The organism is Sinomonas sp. ASV322, assembly GCF_030908245.1.
In the GTDB taxonomy this organism is placed as follows: Bacteria; Actinomycetota; Actinomycetes; order Actinomycetales; family Micrococcaceae; genus Sinomonas.
This window is the reverse complement of the sequence record NZ_JAVFJJ010000004.1, coordinates 199,969-213,297: the sequence shown is the minus strand read 5'-3', so window position 1 is coordinate 213,297 and position 13,329 is coordinate 199,969. Positions and strand designations below refer to the sequence as shown.

The following is a 13,329-nucleotide window of genomic DNA, read 5'->3' as shown; positions in this document are numbered from 1 at the left end:
GCACCTCCCCCGGCCGTTGTCGCGCCGCCGCCTCAGGCCCCTCCCGCCCAAGCGCCAGCTCAGACATACATCATTCCAGGTGCCTTCTGCCCGGACGCCATGGTCGGTCAGGCCGGAGTCGCCGCGAACGGGCACACCTACGTGTGCGGCCGCAATGGGCCGGATGCAAGTGGCCACTACCACTGGAACAAATAGGTATGGCAGGCAAAACGAAAACACCCCGCCGCCTCTCGGCGACGGGGTGTTTCCCATCGATGTGCGCCCCCCGGGACTCGAACCCGGAACCCATTGGTTAAGGGCCGGCGACTCCGACGACGCCGTCGTCATCCCCTTCCCCGGGCCGCTGGACGCCCCACAGGAGGCCGGAGAGCACGACGGCGAGGTCATCCTCCTCCCCCAGCCCCGCGAGCGCGGCACGAGCCCTCTCGACCATCCGGGCGACGTCGTCGACCTGGACTCGCGGAGGGCCTGAAATGGGAACAATGGCCGAGCGCGCCAACAGACACCGGAGCGCTGCCGAGGCCGAGGAGCACCTGTGCACCCGCGCGCTCCTGCGCGGCGACCTCGAGGGCGCCCGCTGGCACGCCGAGTATGCGGCGTACGAGCTCCACCTCGAGCGCGAGCTCCGGGACACCGCCGACATCGCATTCAGGGCCCTCCTGGACGCCTACGACGAGCGCCGGGCCACCCGGACCAGCACGGAGGAACCGGCGACCACACACGGAGACCTCAATGGCGCGAGAGCTGAAAACACTGACGTCGAGTGATGCCCACCACCGATCGGCCACGGAGATCCGCGGAATCGGGCACGGATACGCACGCAGGCGTGCCTAGGATCCGCAGCATGACATCACGACCGATGCCGGGGGGCTGGTCGACGGCGGTCTCGAGTTGGCTCAGCTGGCTCAGAGCCTCCGGACGACCAGAGAGCACGATCAAACTCCGCACCACACAGCTCCGACGCCTCGCAGAGGCCCACCCAGACCGAGCGCCATACTCGCTATCCGTCGACGATCTCGCCGAATGGCTAGGAGCCCACGCATGGGCGGCGGAAACGCTCCGCTCGCATCGCGCGGCCGTGCGAGGCTTCTACACCTGGGCTCATGCCACCGGCCGAGCGCACGTGAATCCGGCGGCCTTCCTGCCGACCGTGAAGGCCGCGGAGGGGAAGCCCCGGCCCGCGCCAGATCCCGTGATCCGGTCCTCACGCCTGCGCGCCGATCCGAGGGACGAGCGGATGATCCGCCTCGCCTCGGAGGCGGGCCTGCGAAGCTGCGAGATCTGCAAAGTCCACACCGACGACGTCGAGCCCGACATGCTCGGATGGTCGCTCCGTGTGAAGGGCAAGGGCGGGCGTGTCCGGCTCGTTCCCCTCTCCGACGGTCTGGCGAGCATGCTGCGCAACGCGCCGCCCGGGTACGTGTTCCCCGGACGGATAGAGGGGCACCTGAGCGCCGCATATGTCTCCAAGCGCCTCTCCCGCGCGCTCGACGGCGACTACACCGGCCACCAGCTACGGCACCGTTTCGGCTCCGTTGCCTACAGCGCCGAAAGAGACCTCCGAGCCGTGCAAGAGCTCCTCGGACACACCCGGCCGGAGACCACCGCCCGGTACGTCCTCGTCCCCGACGGCGCCAAACGGACGGCCGTCATGGCCGCTGCATCGTAGTCCGGCACCCATGAACCGATGGGATAGGAGAGCTATCCCCTAGAATCCAGTTCGTCACACACCCACATGAGTCCAAGGGGGACCACGATGACACAGATGCCCGAGGCGCCGCTACACGAATTCACCAGCCACACCGCCGGCAAAAACGCCAAAGTGCGGATCTATTCCGACCGACTTGAGTGGGATCTCGCCCGCGGGGTCTCGGCCGGGAAGCTCGCAGCCGGCGTGCTCACAGGAGGCGTTTCCCTCCTCGCCACCGGAGTGAAGAACGGCAAGGCGGGAACACAGATGATCCCGATCCGCTCGATCAGCTCAGTGCTGACAAAACGCGACGGAATGCTTAACAGCATCGTTAGCGTCATCAGCTCAGGGCACGCGATCGACTTCCGCGTCTCGCACTCCGAAGCCGCCCAGGTCCGGGACACCCTGAACAGGCTGATCGCTGCCGGCTGATCCCTCATACGCGACGATGGCCCCGCCCTCCGTCACGCAGGGCGGGGCCATCGTTTCTGGGCGGCAGGACAGTACGGCACCAATTAGTGCCTCAAAACCGCCCCCTCACCGGAGTTACCGCAGGTCAGCGTGCTGCGCCCCCGGCGGAAAGCGACCAAGTGACCAAACTCAGGCCCTAGCACGCCGCCGCTGCGACGTCCTGTTCGCCATGCTCCGCGACCACCCACTCTACGAGCCGCACCCCAGCGGCTTGACGTAAACCATAGAGGCACCCCCAGTTACTGCCGCACGGGGCTGCCTACCAACACGTTCAGGACTGCTCGCCTTAGACACCCGAACCCGGCGAATTCGCTTCCGTCGCAGATCGCAGCTGCGCCCACTCGCCGAGGATAATTCGATTTGCGCGACTTTCGCTCGCGCCCTCCGTCCACTCAGAGCCGGCCGAATAGATGAGGCGAAGAGCGCGAACAGCGATTTCGACTGAATGATCTGCCGCGGCCCGCCGCTTGGTCTCCGAGACCTCAGTTCCGTGCACAACTTTGCTGCGCGCGTCATAGGTTTCTTTCAGCTTCTTTACTAGCTGTGGCCTTTCTCCAATGTTGGTTTCGAGCAGAATCGCCAGTGCCGTCGTGACTCTGTGAAGCGTCTCCGAAGAGGTACCTACAAGGCTCTCCCAGCAGATAACACCGTCAATTAGCCGATCGTCGACATCGTAGCGTTCGCTGATGGCAGAACCAAGTTTTCGAGCCGCGATGTTCAGACTAGGGGTGTGGTTTGCCTCAATGAGCCGTGCCCATCGCTCAATGCCCGCGATTTGGCCCTCTTCAACCGCGAGGACTTCTCGAGGGTGCCCGAACGTCCTCCGGCCCGCTCCGAATCCGCTGGCAAATGGAACAATTCTCGTTGAGAACGTCAGTCCTGGAGCACCATGCCGGCCCCCGTCGATGCCCAGTACAAAGGCGAGAGGGAGGAGGGTTCGAATGTGTTCTTCGAGGCTTTGGAAATCTGGGGACACCATGGCCTCGGGGGCACCATCACGACTAATCCGGACCGGCGAAGGTTTCTTCCCGATCAATACTGCTGAGGTTGGAGCCGCGCCAGATGAGCTGGCGGATGCCCTTGCTTCTTCGGGTATAGGAATGATGATGCCCCAAGGTGTCCTGATGCAAGCATCCTGGGGCAATGAGATTCCGTTTAGTCCATGGACGGTCGTGATTTCAACGGGCTCCCCCCGCATTGCCCGCTTCAACGATGCGAAGTTCCCGAGAACAAGGTCGCAAAATTCACCCTCAGAATTTACAGGCTGAACCTTTGCCATCCGAATTGCAGGGTATAGGAGTGATAGGGCGAGGATCGATTCCCTCGAGCTCCCTCCGGGGTAGGTGATTATCGGATCAAGCTGACCTTCGGCGGAAGCCAGACCCGCAAGATCTCCATCCTGCGCCAACGCCTCTGTTGCATCACTGAACTCCTTCAACTGCATAATCACTGATGTCGCCAACGTGCTAATTTCGAGCATGGGCTCATCGTAGAAACTTTGGCCGTCCTGGGCGGATAACTGGGGGCTTTGCAAGACGGCAAAGCTGACTTTCGCTAGATTCCGGAGGCTCTCTTCCGAATAAGATCCTGCCATCATTGCTATCCCCTTTTCCCGAGAGTGGACGTATCCACGCACCCAAATTTTCGCTTGCTCGCGAAGGGCTGCGGGGTACCGCAGCCCGCTCGCCGCGCAATGCCACCTTGCGGTCCCCTCCCCGCTGGCTCGGCGTTCCGCAAGGCCACTCGACGAAGGTACCCCCACTCGGCGCCAACAGAGCGCGTCATTCAGACCATGCGCTCACCGAGGTCGAGGGAGAGCGATTGCTGCGCGCAATGCTCGTCGTCGGGGCAAGCCACCTCGCGATGGCCGAGAGCCTCGGGCACCCCGAGGGCACGACGGCTGCCGAAGTCAGCCGGCACGAAGAGATCCTGGACTCAATCATGGGGAACTCGAACTACGTCGCGTAAACGCAGGCGCCCGCGGATTCTGGGTGCTCGACGAAGGAGACGACGAGCACCCACCCACGATCGTCTACGCCGACACCCACGGCACCGGGTGCAGCTTCGGCGACACTCTTCTGAACTAGGCTCTGTCCGTGAAGGTCACTCGCACCATGCGTCCCATCGAAACGAAGACCCTTGAGGCCAGCCAGGCGCGCTTCGAGCCGATCCAGAGCGCGGGCCCCGAACGATGGAAGCCGCTCCAGATGAAGCAGGCATAGGTGGAGATTGCGCTTCAACTCATCGTTGCCCTCCTCGGCGGCGGCATCGTTTCTGCAGCCGTGACATGGTGGACTCACAAGTCGGCCGGAAGGCGAGCGCAGGCGGATTGGGCGCGCGATCTGAGGCTGAAGACCTACTCGGAGTTGGTGGCTTCAATGGACGACCATCACACGCACCTTCTCGAGATCCGAATGATGATCATCGACGAGCGGTGGTACGCGTTCGGCACAACTCCGGGTGTGCGGCTCCCGCCGACCGCGAGCGGTCTATTCGGGATCATGGCTTCCGCGGACGTCAAGAAGGCTCAGTTCACTTGGCTGGCGCAGGCATACCAGTTCGGCGTGGCACTCAACGAGACAGGAACCGTTCGCAAGGCGGTCGCCCGCGATCGACTCGACGACATCATCGAGCCGGATGGGTTCGAGTCTATTAAGGACTGGGGAGACATCGAGCTTCTCAGCCGAATGAGCAGCCTCGACCTCGCCCGCGGCCGGGTGCTGGAAGCAATCCGCGCCAGCCTCGGTGTCGGGGACTTCCTCAAGGCTGAGCGCGATCTAGAGCGGCCTGCTGCGCAAGGGCTTGGAGGGCGACAAGGTGACCACTGAGCGCCGCCCTGCCCCCCTTGGTAAGGCTGGCCCATGTCTTCGGGCGCCCACCCAGCCCGACGGGCTTTCGAAGACCGACGTACCCGGCATCGGCCAGCACTTTGAGGTGCTTGGACAGGACAGAGTCGGCGACGTCGAGCTCGTCTCTCAGCTTGGAGAACTCGAGTTCCTTGACAGCGGCGAGCATCACGCACACGCGCAGCCTCAGAGGTGCGTGGATGGTCTCGTCGAATCCTGCGACCGTGTTCATCGGCCAGCGCGGATCCGTCTGGACAACGCACGGTCATAGGGGAGCATTACTGCGGACACCGAGAGCGCGGCGCCCACAGCGACCAGCCAACCGGACCACGAAGGCAGCGGGCCGAACCGGGCCACCAGCGCCGCGATGCTCGCTGCAAGCATCACGGCTCCTACAACTCCGGCCGTCTGAAGATCGATCCATCTGAATCGCTCGACCGCTCCGAGCCGCTTCTTGCCATCCCGCACGATGACCGAGCCCGTAACGGTGAAAAGCGCGCTCACGGCGATTACGGCCAGCGGCGGAAGCCAGACGATCACCACCAAGTAGACGAAGACGTGCGCGCCGAACAGCCAGAAGTATCAGCTAGGGGCTCGGAGCTCCGAGGCGAGCCGATCTCGAGCCTCCTCGGCGTCGGCGAGCGCCTTCTGGAACCCGTAATCACTTTCCATAACAGAAAACTATTCGAGCACCCGCGTACAAGACACGCTCGCCGCCCCGGTCTCATCGGAGTCCGAACGCGGCATTCGGGTCAGCCCGGACTGGCCTCAATGCCTCGGCCAGCACCCAGCGCTCGACGACGACCGGGTCCGGGGCGCCCTGGACCTCGATGCAATACGAGATCCGCGCCGACCACTTATAGCTGTGTCGCCGCCACTCGATCACCAGCACCTGCCGTGGAGGCGCGCCAAGGCTCAGCGCTGTCTTTAAGCCACGCGTGCCGCGTCAACCGCGGTCGCGGCCACAATCGATCACGCCGCGGCTTGCCCACATCTCGAGAGTAGAACAAACGTATTAGGTATCTGCTTAGCTGAAGTTCCCTCCCAGCATTCCCGATTTCCGACCATGCCGGTGAGCTCCGACTGCGCTGTTCGGTTTCGATAGCCAAGGACAGCAGGCCAAGACCGGCGCCGGTTGGATTTCAGACGCCAGGACCGATGACCGATCTTTTTCTCGACGGAGGTGGCTGCGGCATATCAAGCCGAGGTCGAGAGGATGACCGCTGACACGGGGGAGCAACTCGTACGCCCAAATGGCGATGGCTGAGCGCAGCCCGGCTCCAGCGCAGTCTCGCAAGGCACTCGACGCAGGCCTCCAAGACCCGCGCATGCCAAATCTGCTGTCTCGACCCTGCCCGCGCTAGAGCTCCACCTGTCGCTCGGCGTGCTCTTGCCTCCCGTGCCGCTAGGCCTCAGAATTGGCAACTCACCTGTAGCAGACGGTCAGCACAAACTCGCAACTCGCGAGAGGTCATTGGACGTAGGAGAGCACATGCAGCCAGATGAGAGGTTGCTCGACGGAGTGGCGGAGATCCTCGAACCAAATGCCATGTACTTCAACTCCGGCAAGGATGACAGTACTCGCTATTTCGCCGATGCGAGCGTCCTGCAGTTCCTAGGGCTCCTGCTTACGACCGTAGTCCTGCCAACCCTCAGCAACGTACTGAGCGACGACCTTAAGGAGAGACTCAAGAAATGGCGAGCGAAGCGACAAGCAGCGCCAGCCGATGAACTTGAGGAGGGATTGATGCAAGCCTCAGCAAGCCCTGCCCCTTCTCCCGAAGCGAGCGCGGCAGCGGTAGCCGCAGCGGCAGCCGTGCTGGAACACTATGGATGGCCGGCTGCTGCGGCCGCTAAGGACGCGAGCAAGGTCGTCACCCACATCTCTGTAACAATTTGGACCGAAAAGCAGTGAAGTACGTCGACCGGTCCTTGATTCGCCGACTCCAGGACGCGGAGCTTATCTCTTTGCTAGCATTTTCAGCTGAGGAACTGGCCGAAATTGAAGACGGTACACGCGTTGACACGTCACAACTGCAGGAAATGGCGAAAAACATCCGTTCGGCTACATCCCAACCTTCGGCTCACGAGGTGGTTCGTCAACCCTACCTGTCACCGGAGGGAGGCACTTCAGCTTCCCCCTACAAGTTGAGAAACGAGGGAACATTCGGTGGCTACTGGGAGGCCTGGAAGCGCTTCACCTCACATTGGTTTTCAGCTGCGGAATCCCGGCGTGTCCCGGACTATCCCTTCAATCTCGTTTTCCGGGGCATCCTGGCTCTCGGCGACCTAAATTTCCAGGAGGCGCGCAGCCTGCTGGATCAACTCTGGAACGATCGATGGATCCTGGAATCACTGGAAGCAGGGCGACTGATCGGCGCCCTTGAAACCTCCTTCAATATCCCACAGGACGCTACGCGCCTTTCTCGCCTCACCGAGCAAGTGATGACTCAGGTGAGGGAGTTGAAAGACAATGTCAGTTCCCTGGCCGCATGGTTTCAGGGGGTCCGAGATGTGGCGCCAGACGTCGCGTATGGCTTCCACTTATCTCGTCAACTTAACGACAACAAGGCCAACCGGCTCTTTGACGAGATGCTTGCAGATTTAGGTGGCATTGTGCTGCAGGGCGGTTTGCTCGACGCGCTCACTGGCGCCGTACCCTTCATAGAACACTTAGATGGTAACTCAGCGAGGGATCTGCGCTACAAATTTAATGCTCGCATCATCTACCCTCGGTTCTGGTATGAACGCGCCCTGACCGTACTGGGCTCGAACGTGGATAACCTCCCGCCAGAGATGATTCAATATGACCGATCGGAAGCTGTGGCCTGCGCGGCGGCCGAGTCGATAGACAACAGTCTCTTCAATCTAGGCTGGAGTCTACCAAGATTGGAAGATTAGCAGGCTCAAATCTGGAAGGCCCATGACTCATACCCAAAGGAGGTCGGTATCGGCCCATTCCGCACCTCATTCTGAGTCCACACCCGCCCCGGCTCCGCGGTGACAAATCGACAATGCACCCAGAGCCCACTTCAGCTAAGCAGATACCTAATACAAACGTTCGAATCCCTTGGGCTACGAATGTCGGCGCGGAGAACGGATCAAAAGGCGCGCCCGGGGGTCGCTGTGGGGGACAGCTCCGCTCCGGGCGCGCACCAGGAGGCTACACGACGAATGCGCCCCCACCCGGTGTGGGTGGGGGCGCGTTGCGTGTCAGGTGTGGGGTCCGAGGGCTGTGGTGAGGGCTTCGCCGAGGACCTTGTGGCCGAGGGCGTTGGGGTGTGTGCCGTCGCCTCCGATGGGACCCTTGTCGACGCGCCATTTCCCGGGCTCGGCCGGGTCCTCGACCGCCTGGGCGACCTCGACCACGGCGTGGAGCGGGTGGCCCGACTGCCCCGCCCTGACGGCAGCCGGGTCGGCGGTTCCCACGGCAGCTGGGGTCCCGGAGGCCAGGGGCGCGCCGTCGCGGAGCCACGCGTTCCAGGCCTGCCGGGTCAGGGTGGACGCCACGGGTGTCTGCCCGGCCAGGGTGGTGAACCCGTCCGTGGAGGCCGCCTGCGGCAGGGTGGTGGTCTGCAGCACCCGGGCGGCGCCCGCGGCCTTGCACTGGTTCCAGAACTTGACCGCGGTGGCCTGGAGCGTGGTCAGGCCGGTGCCCATGTCGTTGATCGCGTACTCGGACAGGACCGTGTCGGCGTACTGCAGGGCGGTGGCCATCCTGTGGTCCCAGGCGCCGGGTAGTGGTAGAACCCTTCGCCGCCCATCGCGGCGAGCACGCTGGCGAAGCCGTGGTTCCGTGCCGCCTGCACGAGGTAGCTGTTGGCCTCGGCCGCGATCGAGTCCCCGCACAGCACCCACGACGCCCTGTCGGAGGGCGCCCAGAGCCCGGACGGCCGCAGCGCCCCCGTCCCCGGATGCGCGGGGACCGCGGCGGCGGCCTGCTCCCATGTGCCGGCCGCGCCGCCGGGGTCGTAGCCAGGCACGGGCGGGGTGTTGGAGGAGACGAGGTTCCCGTCCGTGTCGGCGTCCACCCATGTCAGGATGTCGATCGCGTCCCCGGCGCGCAGCCGCACCGGGACCGGGTCACAGGAGACCTGTCCGCCGTCGGCCGGGATGCCCGCGACCGGGTTCCCGGCGAAGGCCACGTCGACTGGGGTGGTGAGGGACCCGCCGCTGATCCTCGCCCGGAACACCCCGGTGCCGGTGGGCGGGCCGCCGAGCCGCTGCCGGCGCACCACCCACGTGAACACCGGGTCCTGGACGTCCACGAGGACCCGGTGCCGGGTGGTCCCGGCCTTGCCCGGGTCCGCGGCCCTGATCTGCCACTGCGCGCTCGCCTGCTCGGCAAGGCTCAGCACGTTCCGCACCGGACCCGTGGGCACGGCGAACGGCGGCTCGGCCGGGGAGGGGCCCGTGCCGGTGCCGGTGAGGAGCAGGAGCGACGCGCCGCCCATCAGGCGGCCCCCGCTGCCTGGGCGAGCTCGAGGATCTGCGCCGCACTCAGGGCGGAGCGGTGGACCGTCGGGGAGTCCACGAGCCCGGTCATCCGCAGGCTCGTTGAGCCCGGCGACCAGCCGCCGACCATCGGCCCCGGGACCGAGCCGTTGACCGCCCCGGAGAGCGCGACGCTGGCGACCTGGGTCCCGTTGACGTACAGGCGGGCCGTCGCCCCGTCGTAGGCCAGAGCCACATGGTAGAGCGTGCCCGGGGCCCACGCCCCGCCGAGGAGCTCCTTGTTCCCGCCCGCGGCGGCCACGACGCCCTGGAACTTGCCGGTCGCCCCGTGGAGTGCGATCCACGAGTTCCCGGCGAAGATCACCTGATGCGTCCCGGCCGCGGCCGTGGAGCGGACCAGGGCCATCATCGTGAACGCCCCGGCCCCGGCGTCCATGGCCGACGCCGTGGCGCCGGTGGCCGTGATCGGCCCGGCCGCGTTGGCGAAGTCGGCTGAGCCGGTGCCGCCGTCCAGTCCCGTCCCCCACGCGAGCCCGGCGGGCGCCGCCCAAGCCAGGGATCGGTCGGAGCCGGCATTGGCGGTGTCGCCGTCGAGCCTGAGCCACGTCGCCGGGTTCGTCGCAGCGAGGGCCTGCTGGTACGTCTGGGCCGCCTGCGTCGAGGCAGTCACGGACGCGGCGGAGCCGCGGTTCCCGGCCGCGTCGAAGGCCCGAACCTCGATCGTGTACGAGGTGTTCGCCGTCAGCCCGGTGACGGTGAACGCCGTCCCCGTCGACCCGGTGGAGACCCATGCCCCGGCGTTGGCCCGGTACTCGTACCCGGCGACCCCCGTGTTGTCCGTCGCGGCGGTCCACGACAGCGGGATCGTGGTCTTCGTCGGCGTCCCCGCGGCGAGGCTTCCCGGTGCTGTCGGCGCAACGCTGTCGACGCCCTCGAACCAGGCGGCGCGGGTGCCGAGCCAGCCCCCGGCCGGGTTCTGGACGAAGGTGAACAGGTCGACCGCGCCCGTCCCGGTGTGGAGGGCCGGCACCGCACCGCCGTCCCACTTGATCCCGGCCGGCCACGCCGCGGTCCCGCCCCCGCCAGGGCCTTGCGCGAGGGCGAGGCCAACCACCGCCCCGGACGGGACCGCGACCGGCTGGTCCGCGGCCGTGAGCACGACGAAGACCACCCCGGCCCCGCCCCCGGTGCCGCCCGCGCCGGGGACGAACCTCCCTGCCTTCGCGTCATACACGGGCACCTGCCCGTCGGTGATCCCGGCCGGGATCCCGACGAACCGCTGCGCGAGGGCGACAGCGGTCTGCGAGCCCACAGTGGCGACGGCCTGGGCGACCTGCGCGTCGGTCGCCCCCGAGGCGGCGAGCGCCGCGGCCAGCGCGGCGGCGACGTTCTCCAGCATCCCCTTGTACGAGGACGCGGTGACGGTCAGCCCGCCGCCGACGAGCTTGACCTGAGGCACCCCCGCGACGAACGGGGGCAGGAACGCGTCCTTGCTAGAGGCCAGCGGGTTCGGCAGGGGAAGCCCGTTGAGGTCCTTCAGCGCCAGCGGGGATGCGTTGGCGGTGTCGGCGACGTCGTACACGGTGACGCTCGCGTTCGCGGCGCGGGCGAAGGTGACGGGGTCGGCGACGAGGGTCGAGTCGAACGGGTAGTCGGTCATGCTCTGTGTCCTTTCGAGGGCGTGAGGTATCCGGCGGCGAGCGCGACGAGGACCGCGGCGGCGCCCGCGACCTCGTCCGGGACCTCGACGCCGAAGAAGACCCGGAGGGCCCAGACGAGGACGGTCACGGCCGCGACGCTGCCGGAGGTGGCGAGGGTGACGGGCCCGATGCCCCGGCCGGTGGGCGGCGCGGTGTGCTCAGCCACGGGAAGCTCCTTCCAGAGCGCGGGTGTAGAGGGTTACGGCGGCGTCGGCGATGAGCGCGAGCACCGCCACGGCAGCCGCAGCGAGGAGGACGGCGGCCGCGGCGACTCCGGCGGCGACGAGCGGCCGGGTCACCTCTGCCGCCCGAGGAACAGGGCGAGCAGCCAGTCGAAGAACCGCCGCAGGACGGTGGCCTCCACCTCGGGCGTCACCCGATCCTGGACCGGTGCGGGTTCGGGCGGGTAGGCGACGTCGTACCGGGCGAGGTCGATCGCGGCCCCGCAGTCCGTGGAGCAGCCGGGCACGTCGCGGTGGCGGATCAGGCCCAGCTTCCGCCCGTACTTCCCGTCGACGGCGAGCAGGAGGGCGCGTGCCGTCAGGACCGTCTCGGGGTCCTGGGCCGGGTCGGTCTCCACCCCGAACCAGCCGTTCCCGGTCGGCCCGGCGTGGTAGGCGCGGTCGGCGAGGGAAACGTGCTGGCGGATCCGCCGGCCGGAGACGGAGAAGTACGCCGAGACGGACGTGCCCGGGGTCTTGAACTGGCTGTCCGTGGAGTCGAACGTGTCCACCCCGGGCGTGCCGAACTGGTGGATCACGGCCTTGTCCGGGCTGGCGCTCCCGGCGCCCTCCTGGAGGTTGCCGCCGTCCGCCGGGGACTTCTCCACCGTCACCACCACTCCGTCCTCGCGCGTCAGGGCGACGAAGTCGAGCGCGAAGTAATACGGGGCCGCGGACGGGGCCGGGGAAGGCGCGGGCGCCGGAGCTGGCACGGGCGTCGGGGACGGGGCGGAGAGGTCGCCGAGGTAGTCCAGGCCGGCGAGGTCGTTCCCTGCCGCGTTGGCCCAGACGAAGAAGCCGCTCACCGTCTTGTACCACGCGTCGTCGGGCGGGGCCTCTCCGTACGGGTTCTCGCCCTTGACGTAGCCGACGACCGCGATCGTCGCGCCGTTGGCGATCCCCTCCGGGTAGCCAGGTGCCGGGGCAGCGTCGGCGGAGGGCGCGACTCGCGCCCACGCGACGTCGTTCGTCACCGTGCGGGTGATCGGCCCCGCGGGAGGCGACGGCGGGTCGGCGGGCGTCGGCTCGGTCCAGTAGCCCGAGCAGACCTGCCGCGGGTCCGTACGGCCGAGCGTGGGCGAGGCCAGGACGTAGCCGGGCAGGAGCGCCTCGAAGTGCAGGTGGGGGCCCGAGGAGTACCCCGTGTTGCCGGTGTAGCCGATGATGTCCCCGCGGCGGACCCGCTCGCCGATGTTCCGGTCCGTGCGGTCGAGGTGGCCGAACACGAACGTCGGCTCCGCGTCGCCGCAGTTCAGCACCACCGAGATGCCCCCGCGCAGCCACAGCAGGTTGTCCTGCCACGTGCCGTCGACCCAGTCGGCCCACTCGATCACCCCGTCGCCCGGGGCGCGCACAGGGGTGCCGATCGGGGCCGCGAAGTCGCGGCCTGTGTGCCCGCCGGCCGGATTGACGCCGTTGCCCGGGTTGGACCCGAACTCCTGCGTCACCGGGTATTCAGGCCCAACGGGCCAGTCGTAGCTCATCGCAGGTTCCTCTCATGGGGCATGGGTGAGGGCCCCAGCCTGTGGCGGGGGCCCTCGGGGCGGGGGTTGGGTCAGTCGGTGAAGGGCTGTTCCTCGCGGAGCGAGGGCGGGGCCGGGGGCGGCGGGGGCTTCTGCTCCCAGATGTGTTGCTGCAGCATGTCGATGTACTTCCGGTCGATGTCCCGGGAAGCCTGAAGGCCCGCGATCGTGCCATGGTCCTTGAGCTGGGCGGTCCGCAGGTCGCGTATCTCGGTCTGCCAGTACTCCATCAGCGCGTTCCAGCCCGCGTTCTCGGCGGTCACCGTCGCCGCGTCCGCGGTGGTCTGGGCCGCCCTCGCGGTAGCGAGCTCCACCCGCGCTTTCCTGTGCGCCCCGTACAGGGCAAGCAGCCCGCCGCCGAAGACGAAGTTCAGCACCAGCGACAGGAGATCAGTCCAGGCCAGGATCCCGTCGTCCACGCGC

20 protein-coding genes are annotated in these 13,329 nt (G+C 66.8%); 9 read left to right on the top strand and 11 right to left on the bottom strand.

The window, feature by feature from the left end:
• The first annotated feature begins 241 nt into the window (after positions 1-241).
• The 4 genes from RBS12_RS07740 (at position 242) to RBS12_RS07725 (ending at position 2,122) form a co-directional block, all read left to right on the top strand.
• Positions 242-472: a hypothetical protein gene (locus RBS12_RS07740; protein WP_307965498.1), complete on the top strand. Its 231-nt coding sequence runs from the start codon at positions 242-244 to the stop codon at positions 470-472.
• A gap of 1 nt (position 473) precedes the next feature.
• A complete protein-coding gene (locus RBS12_RS07735; RefSeq protein ID WP_307965497.1) occupies positions 474-767 on the top strand; it encodes a hypothetical protein in 294 nt (97 codons plus the stop codon).
• Positions 768-844: 77 nt separating this feature from the next.
• Positions 845-1,669, top strand: coding sequence for a tyrosine-type recombinase/integrase (locus tag RBS12_RS07730; RefSeq protein ID WP_307965496.1), 825 nt, complete (start codon positions 845-847; stop codon positions 1,667-1,669).
• 87 nt (positions 1,670-1,756) lie between these two features.
• Positions 1,757-2,122 (top strand): hypothetical protein, encoded by a 366-nt coding sequence (locus tag RBS12_RS07725; RefSeq protein WP_307965495.1) that lies wholly within the window; start codon positions 1,757-1,759, stop codon positions 2,120-2,122.
• A gap of 325 nt (positions 2,123-2,447) precedes the next feature.
• Here the strand turns inward: RBS12_RS07725 and RBS12_RS07720 are convergent, their stop codons facing one another.
• The gene (locus RBS12_RS07720; protein WP_307965494.1) at positions 2,448-3,641 is read right to left on the bottom strand and encodes a HEPN domain-containing protein; all 1,194 of its coding nucleotides are present in this window, start codon (positions 3,639-3,641) and stop codon (positions 2,448-2,450) included.
• Between the two features lie 341 nt (positions 3,642-3,982).
• Between RBS12_RS07720 and RBS12_RS07715 the strand changes: the two genes are divergently transcribed.
• From RBS12_RS07715 to RBS12_RS07705, 3 genes are all read left to right on the top strand, one after another.
• Entirely contained in the window at positions 3,983-4,129 is a 147-nt protein-coding gene (locus RBS12_RS07715) for a hypothetical protein (RefSeq protein ID WP_307965493.1), read from the top strand.
• Between the two features lie 128 nt (positions 4,130-4,257).
• On the top strand, positions 4,258-4,383 hold the full coding sequence (locus tag RBS12_RS07710; protein ID WP_307965492.1) for a hypothetical protein: 126 nt from the start codon (positions 4,258-4,260) through the stop codon (positions 4,381-4,383).
• Positions 4,384-4,989: a hypothetical protein gene (locus tag RBS12_RS07705; protein ID WP_307965491.1), complete on the top strand. Its 606-nt coding sequence runs from the start codon at positions 4,384-4,386 to the stop codon at positions 4,987-4,989. It abuts the gene before it with no gap.
• On the opposite strand, the gene RBS12_RS07700 is transcribed toward RBS12_RS07705, so the two are convergent.
• From RBS12_RS07700 to RBS12_RS07690, 3 genes are all read right to left on the bottom strand, one after another.
• Entirely contained in the window at positions 4,922-5,239 is a 318-nt protein-coding gene (locus tag RBS12_RS07700; protein WP_307965490.1) for a transcriptional regulator, read from the bottom strand. The two genes, RBS12_RS07705 and RBS12_RS07700, sit on opposite strands and share 68 nt — an antisense overlap.
• Positions 5,236-5,553, bottom strand: coding sequence for a hypothetical protein (locus RBS12_RS07695; protein WP_307965489.1), 318 nt, complete (start codon positions 5,551-5,553; stop codon positions 5,236-5,238). The genes RBS12_RS07700 and RBS12_RS07695 overlap by 4 nt, the downstream gene beginning before the upstream one ends.
• A gap of 178 nt (positions 5,554-5,731) precedes the next feature.
• A complete protein-coding gene (locus RBS12_RS07690; protein ID WP_307965488.1) occupies positions 5,732-5,893 on the bottom strand; it encodes a hypothetical protein in 162 nt (53 codons plus the stop codon).
• Between the two features lie 606 nt (positions 5,894-6,499).
• Here RBS12_RS07690 and RBS12_RS07685 point away from each other — a divergent pair.
• Both RBS12_RS07685 and RBS12_RS07680 read left to right on the top strand, forming a co-directional pair.
• Positions 6,500-6,922, top strand: a complete 423-nt coding sequence (locus RBS12_RS07685) for a hypothetical protein (RefSeq protein ID WP_307965487.1) — start codon at positions 6,500-6,502, stop codon at positions 6,920-6,922.
• On the top strand, positions 6,919-7,908 hold the full coding sequence (locus RBS12_RS07680) for a hypothetical protein (RefSeq protein WP_307965486.1): 990 nt from the start codon (positions 6,919-6,921) through the stop codon (positions 7,906-7,908). Before RBS12_RS07685 ends, RBS12_RS07680 begins: the two co-directional genes overlap by 4 nt.
• Positions 7,909-8,220: 312 nt before the next feature.
• On the opposite strand, the gene RBS12_RS07675 is transcribed toward RBS12_RS07680, so the two are convergent.
• From RBS12_RS07675 to RBS12_RS07645, 7 genes are all read right to left on the bottom strand, one after another.
• Positions 8,221-8,724, bottom strand: a complete 504-nt coding sequence (locus RBS12_RS07675; RefSeq protein WP_307965485.1) for a hypothetical protein — start codon at positions 8,722-8,724, stop codon at positions 8,221-8,223.
• The gene (locus tag RBS12_RS07670) at positions 8,652-9,461 is read right to left on the bottom strand and encodes a hypothetical protein (RefSeq protein ID WP_307965484.1); all 810 of its coding nucleotides are present in this window, start codon (positions 9,459-9,461) and stop codon (positions 8,652-8,654) included. The genes RBS12_RS07675 and RBS12_RS07670 overlap by 73 nt, the downstream gene beginning before the upstream one ends.
• A complete protein-coding gene (locus tag RBS12_RS07665; protein ID WP_307965483.1) occupies positions 9,461-11,122 on the bottom strand; it encodes a LamG-like jellyroll fold domain-containing protein in 1,662 nt (553 codons plus the stop codon). Before RBS12_RS07665 ends, RBS12_RS07670 begins: the two co-directional genes overlap by 1 nt.
• Positions 11,119-11,328, bottom strand: a complete 210-nt coding sequence (locus tag RBS12_RS07660) for a hypothetical protein (protein ID WP_307965482.1) — start codon at positions 11,326-11,328, stop codon at positions 11,119-11,121. Before RBS12_RS07660 ends, RBS12_RS07665 begins: the two co-directional genes overlap by 4 nt.
• On the bottom strand, positions 11,321-11,461 hold the full coding sequence (locus tag RBS12_RS07655; RefSeq protein ID WP_307965481.1) for a hypothetical protein: 141 nt from the start codon (positions 11,459-11,461) through the stop codon (positions 11,321-11,323). The genes RBS12_RS07660 and RBS12_RS07655 overlap by 8 nt, the downstream gene beginning before the upstream one ends.
• Positions 11,458-12,867, bottom strand: coding sequence for a peptidoglycan DD-metalloendopeptidase family protein (locus RBS12_RS07650; RefSeq protein ID WP_307965480.1), 1,410 nt, complete (start codon positions 12,865-12,867; stop codon positions 11,458-11,460). Before RBS12_RS07650 ends, RBS12_RS07655 begins: the two co-directional genes overlap by 4 nt.
• Positions 12,868-12,938: 71 nt before the next feature.
• A complete protein-coding gene (locus RBS12_RS07645) occupies positions 12,939-13,325 on the bottom strand; it encodes a hypothetical protein (RefSeq protein WP_307965479.1) in 387 nt (128 codons plus the stop codon).
• Positions 13,326-13,329: the final 4 nt, after the last annotated feature.

Bases quoted from the DNA above. Each gene is read 5' to 3' on its own strand.
- RBS12_RS07735 (WP_307965497.1), top strand. From the start codon at position 474: ATGGGAACAATGGCCGAGCGCGCCAACAGACACCGGAGCGCTGCCGAG.
- RBS12_RS07730 (WP_307965496.1), top strand. From the start codon at position 845: ATGACATCACGACCGATGCCGGGGGGCTGGTCGACGGCGGTCTCGAGT.
- RBS12_RS07725 (WP_307965495.1), top strand. From the start codon at position 1,757: ATGACACAGATGCCCGAGGCGCCGCTACACGAATTCACCAGCCACACC.
- RBS12_RS07720 (WP_307965494.1), bottom strand. From the start codon at position 3,641: ATGCTCGAAATTAGCACGTTGGCGACATCAGTGATTATGCAGTTGAAG.
- RBS12_RS07700 (WP_307965490.1), bottom strand. From the start codon at position 5,239: ATGAACACGGTCGCAGGATTCGACGAGACCATCCACGCACCTCTGAGG.
- RBS12_RS07685 (WP_307965487.1), top strand. From the start codon at position 6,500: ATGCAGCCAGATGAGAGGTTGCTCGACGGAGTGGCGGAGATCCTCGAA.
- RBS12_RS07675 (WP_307965485.1), bottom strand. From the start codon at position 8,724: ATGGCCACCGCCCTGCAGTACGCCGACACGGTCCTGTCCGAGTACGCG.
- RBS12_RS07670 (WP_307965484.1), bottom strand. From the start codon at position 9,461: ATGGGCGGCGCGTCGCTCCTGCTCCTCACCGGCACCGGCACGGGCCCC.
- RBS12_RS07665 (WP_307965483.1), bottom strand. From the start codon at position 11,122: ATGACCGACTACCCGTTCGACTCGACCCTCGTCGCCGACCCCGTCACC.
- RBS12_RS07650 (WP_307965480.1), bottom strand. From the start codon at position 12,867: ATGAGCTACGACTGGCCCGTTGGGCCTGAATACCCGGTGACGCAGGAG.